The 6317-nt window shown below is 67.1% G+C and carries 4 protein-coding genes; 3 read left to right on the top strand and 1 reads right to left on the bottom strand.

Features of this window, described 5'->3' with window-relative positions; all coding sequences use genetic code 11:
• The first annotated feature begins 110 nt into the window (after positions 1–110).
• The 3 genes from ACFDR9_RS26490 to ACFDR9_RS26480 are packed head-to-tail and all read left to right on the top strand — an operon-like array spanning position 111 to position 4959.
• On the top strand, positions 111–2825 hold the full coding sequence (locus ACFDR9_RS26490) for a TonB-dependent receptor (RefSeq protein WP_026133363.1): 2715 nt from the start codon (positions 111–113) through the stop codon (positions 2823–2825).
• A gap of 24 nt (positions 2826–2849) precedes the next feature.
• Positions 2850–3968 (top strand): acyltransferase family protein, encoded by a 1119-nt coding sequence (locus ACFDR9_RS26485; protein WP_017878759.1) that lies wholly within the window; start codon positions 2850–2852, stop codon positions 3966–3968.
• Between the two features lie 25 nt (positions 3969–3993).
• Entirely contained in the window at positions 3994–4959 is a 966-nt protein-coding gene (locus ACFDR9_RS26480) for a DUF4351 domain-containing protein (RefSeq protein WP_409032904.1), read from the top strand.
• Positions 4960–4998: 39 nt separating this feature from the next.
• Here the strand turns inward: ACFDR9_RS26480 and ACFDR9_RS26475 are convergent.
• A partial coding sequence (locus ACFDR9_RS26475; protein ID WP_409032903.1) for a DUF5009 domain-containing protein occupies positions 4999–6317 on the bottom strand: 1319 nt, incomplete at its 5' end.

The following is a 6317-nucleotide window of genomic DNA, read 5'->3' as shown; positions in this document are numbered from 1 at the left end:
ATCCAAAACACGCAAAGCCAGGCCGAAGCCGCACAAGCACATGGCCCAAAAACCATGTTAAAAGGTTGGAAAATCCTTAACTTGGGTGGATTGATCATCAAGGGGACGGTATGACGATGACATTGACACCGATTGCGGCGGCGGCCTTGCTGGCCGTCGCGGCGGCGGCCGACGCGCAGCAGGCGCACACGGCAGCGGCGGCGCCGGCCGGCGGCGCCGTCCAGGAAGTGGTGGTGACGGGCATCCGCGCGGCGCGCCAGCAGTCGCTGAACCAGAAGCGCAACAGCGACTCGGTGCTCGACGTGGTCAGCGCCGAGGACATCGGCAAGCTGCCCGACAAGAACGTCGCCGACGCGGTGCAGCGCGTGCCGGGCGTGAACATTTCATCGGCGGCCGGCGGCGACGGCGGTTTTTCCGAGAACGACCGCGTCAGCATCCGCGGCACCAGCCCCAGCCTGACCCAGACCCTGATCAACGGCCACGCCGTCGGCACCGGCGACTGGTTCGTCAACGACCAGGTCGGCACGGTCGGGCGCAGCGTCAGCTTCGCGCTGCTGCCGGCCGAAATCGTCAACCGCGTGACGGTGCAAAAGAGCGCCCAGGCCGACCTGGTCGAGGGCGGCGTGGCCGGCTCCGTCAATATTGAAACGCGCAAGCCGCTGTCGTTCAAGCAGCCGTTCACGGCCGAGCTGTCGCTGCAGGCGATTTACGCCGACCTGCCGGGCCGCACCGATCCGCAATTGAACGGCCTGCTCAACTGGAAGAACCAGGCCAACTCGCTGGGCGTGCTGCTGCAACTGTTTTCGCAAAAGCGCCACGAGCGGCGTGACGGCCAGGAATTCTTCGGTTACGCGCCGATCGCGCCGGACAGCCCGGCAGCGCGCGCCCATCCGGACCTGGCCGGGGTGCGCGCGCCGCTGGGCGTGAACGCCGCGCTGTTCGAGCAGCGCCGCAAGCGCAGCGGCGGCAGCTTCGACATCCAGCTCAAGCCGCACGCCGACCTGACGCTCGACCTGAACGGCTTCGCCTCCAAGCTCGAGGCGGCCAACTACAACCGCAGCTTCTACAGCCAGCCGGGCGCCAACCTGAACGCGGTCGACGCCGACGGCAAGCCGGTCGGCGTGGTGCCGTCCCAGTACACGGTGCGCAACAACACGCTGGTGGCGGCGCTGTTCCCGGCGTCGCAGTACCCGGGCGCCGGCGCCGACGGCCGCCACAACGCCCAGTTGTACCCGGCCATGGTGGACCAGATCTACCGGCCCGGATCGCACTCGTCGACCGCCTACCTCGACCTCAATGGCAGTTACCGCGCCAGCGAGCGCCTGCGCCTGTCGGCCAGCGCCGGCGGCACCCGCGGCGTCGGCGCAACACCGGACGACCTCGGCTACGAGGCCGGCCTGACCGGGGCCGGCATGTCCTACCGGCTGAACGGCCTGGCGCCGGCGCAGATGGGCTTTCCCGGCCTGGACGTGTCCAGGTTCGGCAACGCCGTGACGGCCTCCGGCTGGGGCTCGCACGTGAAAACCCTGGACACCGAGCAGTACGGCCAGGCCGACGCCGAGCTGAGCATCGGCGACGGCGTCTGGGAGTCGGCCAAGGCCGGCCTGCGCTACGCGGCGCACCACCGCAACGTCGGCTGGCCCGAAAACCGCGGTTGCGCGCGCTGCGACGGCAGCGCCGCCGCGCCCCTGCCGGTGTGGAACGGCGCCACTTATCCGGCCAATTACGGCAACACCCTGGGCGGCGGCGCGTTCGGCCGTTACTGGCAGTTGAACCCGGCCGCGGTGCAAGCCTGGGCCGACCAGTACGACACGGCGGGCGGGCCGAATTCGCGCAACTGGCCGGCCGAGCTGGACGTCAAGGAAAGGAACCTCGCGGCCTACGCGATGCTCAACCTGGCCGGCGCGCAGTGGCGCGGCAACGTCGGCGTGCGCGTCGTGCGCACGCGCCAGAGCACGGTGACGAATGTGCCGGGCGGACCGAACCCGATCAGCCAGGACAGCATCTTCGGCCAGTACACGCCGACCCTGGCCGAGCACAGTTACACCGACGTGCTGCCCAGCGCCAACTTCAAGTTCGATCTGAGTCCGGCCCTGGTGGCGCGCGTCGCCGTCGCCAAGACCATGGCGCGGGCCGACTACAGCGCGCTGGTGGGGGCGGTCAACCTGAACGACCAGCTGCTGACCGGCAGCGGCGGCAACCCGGACCTGAAACCGATCCGCTCGACCAACTACGACGCCACGCTGGAATGGTATTTCGCGCCGAAGGCGCTGCTGTCGGCCGGCGTGTTCTACATGGACATGGCGTCCTACGTCACGTTCGGCACCGCGCCGGTCACGTATTACAACAACACCTTCAAAAAGTTCAACACCTACGTGATCCAGTCGCCGGCCAATATCGGCGCCAAAAACCGGGGCGTCGAGCTGAGCTACCAGCAGGGCCTGTGGGGCGGCTTCGGCGTGCTGGGCAACTACACCTACACCGACGGCAAGGCGGCCGACGGCGCGCCGATGGTGGGCAGCTCGAAGGCCACCTACAACCTGGAAGCGTATTACGAGGACGCGCGCCTGAGCACGCGGCTGGCCTACACCTACCGCTCGACCTTCCTGTCCGGCTTGTTCAGCAGCTCGCCGCAGCATGTCGACGCGGTGGGCAACCTGGCCGCGTCGCTCAACTACAAGCTCAGCGAGCGCTATTCGCTGACCTTTGACGCGTTGAACCTGAACAACGCGGTGCTGAAATCCTACGGCGCCACCCGCGACCAGCCGACCGCGCTGTACGCCAACGGCCGCCAGTACTATTTCGGCCTGCGCGCCAAGTTGTAAGCCGCCGGCGCCCTCCAGGAAAGTATGATGAACCCACCCAGCCAACGTTACCTGTCGCTCGACGTCCTGCGCGGCTTGACCGTCACCTTGATGATCATCGTAAACACCCCGGGCAACGAGGCCGGCACCTACGCGCCGCTGCTGCACGCGCTGTGGCACGGTTTCACGCCCACCGACCTGGTCTTCCCGACCTTCCTGTTCGTGGTCGGCAACGCGCTCAGTTTCGCGCTGCCGAAGTACGCGGCGCTGGGCCATGCCGCCGTGTGCGCCAGGATCGGCCGGCGTAGCGCATTGATCTTCCTGCTCGGTTTCCTGCTGTACTGGTTTCCGTTTATCAAGCCCGACGCCGCCGGCGCGTGGACGCTGGCGCCGCTGGCCGCGACGCGGATTCCCGGCGTGCTGCAGCGCATCGCCCTGTGTTTCGGCTTGGCCGCGCTGATCCTCCACTTCTGGCGGGAGCGCGGCGCGCTGCTGTTCTGCGCGGTGGCGCTGCTGGGCCACTGGTTCGCCCTGGCCCAGTTCGGCGACTATACGCTGGCCGGCAACGCCGGCCTGAAACTGGACCTGTACTTGCTGGGCGAGCGCCACCTGTATCGCGGCGAGGGCATCGCCTTCGACCCGGAGGGCGTGCTGGGCACTTTGCCGGCCACGGTCAACGTCATCGCCGGCTACTACGCCGGGCGCCTGATCCAGTCCCGGGGGCAGGGCGTCGACAGCATGCTGAAACTCGCATGCGCCGGCCTGGCTTGCGTGGCCATCGGCTTGTGCTGGAACGGCGTACTGCCAATCAACAAGAAATTGTGGACCGGCTCGTACGCGCTTTATACGGTCGGGCTCGACCTGCTGATCCTGCCGCTGCTGATGTATCTCATCGAACGCCGCAAGCCCGGACGATGGACCTATTTCTTCGAGGTGTTCGGCAAGAACACCCTGTTCATTTACCTGCTGTCCGAGATCGCCGTGGTGCTCCTGTTCACGCTGAAGATCGGCGGGCAAAGCGCGTATTCCTGGCTGTTCACCAGCGTGTTCCAGGGGCTAGCCGGCGCGTCCGTCAGCTCGCTGCTGTTCGCTGTCGCCTTCATGCTGGCGTGCTGGCTGGTTGGCTACGCGTTGGACCGGGCTGGGCTTTACATCAAGGTTTAAGCGCGGCAAGCCGTTACACTGGGCCATGGCCACGCCCCACGACGATTACGACACGCCCTGGAAGGACGCCGTCACGCGCTATTTTTCGGCGTTCATGGCCTTCTATTTTCCGTCTGCGCACGCGCAGATCGACTGGTCGCACGAGCCCGAGTTCCTCGAGCAGGAGCTGGCGCAGGTGATGCGCGAGGCCGAACTGGGCAAGCGCGTGGCCGACAAGCTGGCCAAGGTTACCTTGCTCGGCGGCGCCGAGCGCTGGGTGCTGGTGCATCTGGAAGTGCAGGGGCGGCGCGAGGGCCGCTTCGCCGAGCGCATGTTCGTCTGCAACTATCGCATTTACGACCACTACCGGCGTCCCGTCGCCAGCCTGGCGCTGCTGGCCGACGGCAGCGCGTCGTGGAAGCCGGATACCTTCGGCTATCGCCTGTTCGGCTGCGACATGCGCTTCAGTTTTCCGGTGGTGAAACTGAGCGATTACGCCGGCCAAATCGAGCAATTGCTGCGGGACGACAACCCGTTTGCGCTGGTGACGGCGGCGCACTTGCTGACGCGCCAAACCAAGGGCGACGTGGCGCGCCGGGCGGCGGCGAAGCGCCGTCTTTTTGTACTGCTATTCCAGCGAAACTGGGACAAACAACGTATCATCGACTTCCTCAACGTCATAGACTGGATGATGCGTTTACCCGCCGAATTGAACGATGAATTGTGGGCCGACATCCAGGCAATGGAAAGGAGCGATACGATGCCTTACATGAGTTACTTTGAGCGTAAATTTCGCGACGAAGGCCGGCAAGCGGGGCGGCAGGAAGGCCGCCAGCAGGGCAGCATCGAAGGACGTCGCGGCATGCTGTCGGCGTTGCTCGAAGAGCGTTTCGGCGCCTTGCCGAGTACGCTCAAGGATCGCCTGGCCGATGCCGGCGACGAGCAGTTGATGGCTTGGAGCAAGGCGCTGCTACGCGCGTCAACCCTCGACGAAGTGTTCGGCCTTGAGTAGCCCCGCGGGCGCTTGCCTGGCCGCTTGTTTGTGCCAGGGTTAAAATTTCAAGCGCAGGCCGTGGCGGTTCGCCAGCGCAACGATGAGCATCATGCAGGCGGTCACCGCGGCGGCGTTCAGCAGTCCCGCGCCGCCGCCCGTCGCCAAATACGGCCACCAGAGGCGCGGCAAGCGCAGCAGCGCCGCGAGCTGCTCGCACAGGTCCGGGACGATGTAGGCAAACAGGGCGTTGCCGCCGGCGGGCAGCAGCGGCGCGCTCCAGCGCCGCCATGCCAGCACGTCGATCACTATATAAAACAGCAGGAATAAGGCCAGCGCGGCCCCCGCGCACACCAGCGTGTAGGACTCGGTGGCGTGGATTTTGTTGATATGGTGGTAGGGGCGCAGCAGCATGCCGGCCGCCACCAGCCCGGCGGCGAACCAGGCCATGAAGCCGATGCGCTGCCCGTGCGAGGTGGCGGGCGCGTCGCCGTCGCGCACGAACAGGGTGCCGACGACGGTACCGGCAAGCACGTTCGCGGCGGTCGATCCCAGCAGTTCCGGCACGTTGACGAGTTGCGTCAACTGCGCCGGCAGGAAATCCAGGCTGCCGACCCGGCCGCCCATGTACAGCGCGACCAAGCCGGCCAGCGCGCCCATCAGGGCGGCGCGGTTGCCGCCGGTGGCCAGGTAAATCAGGCTGCAGAACAGGTAGGTCCAGCCTATCATGCCGAGGATGCCCCACCAGCTGTGCTGCAGCCAGACGCGGTCGAATTCGCCGTTGAGCGTGCCGCGAAACGCCAGCAGCAGCGCCAGCATCAGCGCGGCGCCGGTGTAGAAGGCGGCGCCGCGGCTGGCGCTTTGCCGCCACAGCAGGATCAGCGCGGCGTAAAACAGCACGAAGTACAGCGCGCGCGGCAGCGCCGCGGCGGCCGCGTCGTAGCGGTAGGCGTTGGCCAGCACGACGCCGGCGAGCATCAGGCCGGCGGCGCGCCAGCCCAGTCGGCCCAGCAGCGGCAAGCCGACGCGGCCGCGCTGGCGCTGCAGCGCCAGTGGAATCGCCACGCCGACAATGAACAGGAAGGCCGGGAACACCAGGTCGGGCAGGGTGACGCCGTCGGCGCCGGCGCCGGCGTGCTGGAGCCAGTGCGGCAGGCCGGGCATCCCGGCAATGTAGTTGAGCCAGACCATGGCCAGGACGACGAAGCCGCGGAAGGCGTCCAGGCTAAGCAGTCGTGCGGGAACGGGCGTGGCGGCTGGCGCGACGGGCATGGTGCGGCTTTCGGTGGCGGGGGGGAGGGGGGGGGGGGGGGGGGGGGGTGGGGTGTTTCCTCTTCGGCGGTGGTTGTGGCCGGGCGGTTTGTCGACACAATACAACA

It is taken from the genome of Janthinobacterium sp. CG_23.3, assembly GCF_046115965.1.
GTDB lineage: Bacteria > Pseudomonadota > Gammaproteobacteria > Burkholderiales > Burkholderiaceae_D > Janthinobacterium.
This window is presented reverse-complemented; position numbering and strand designations above follow the sequence as displayed.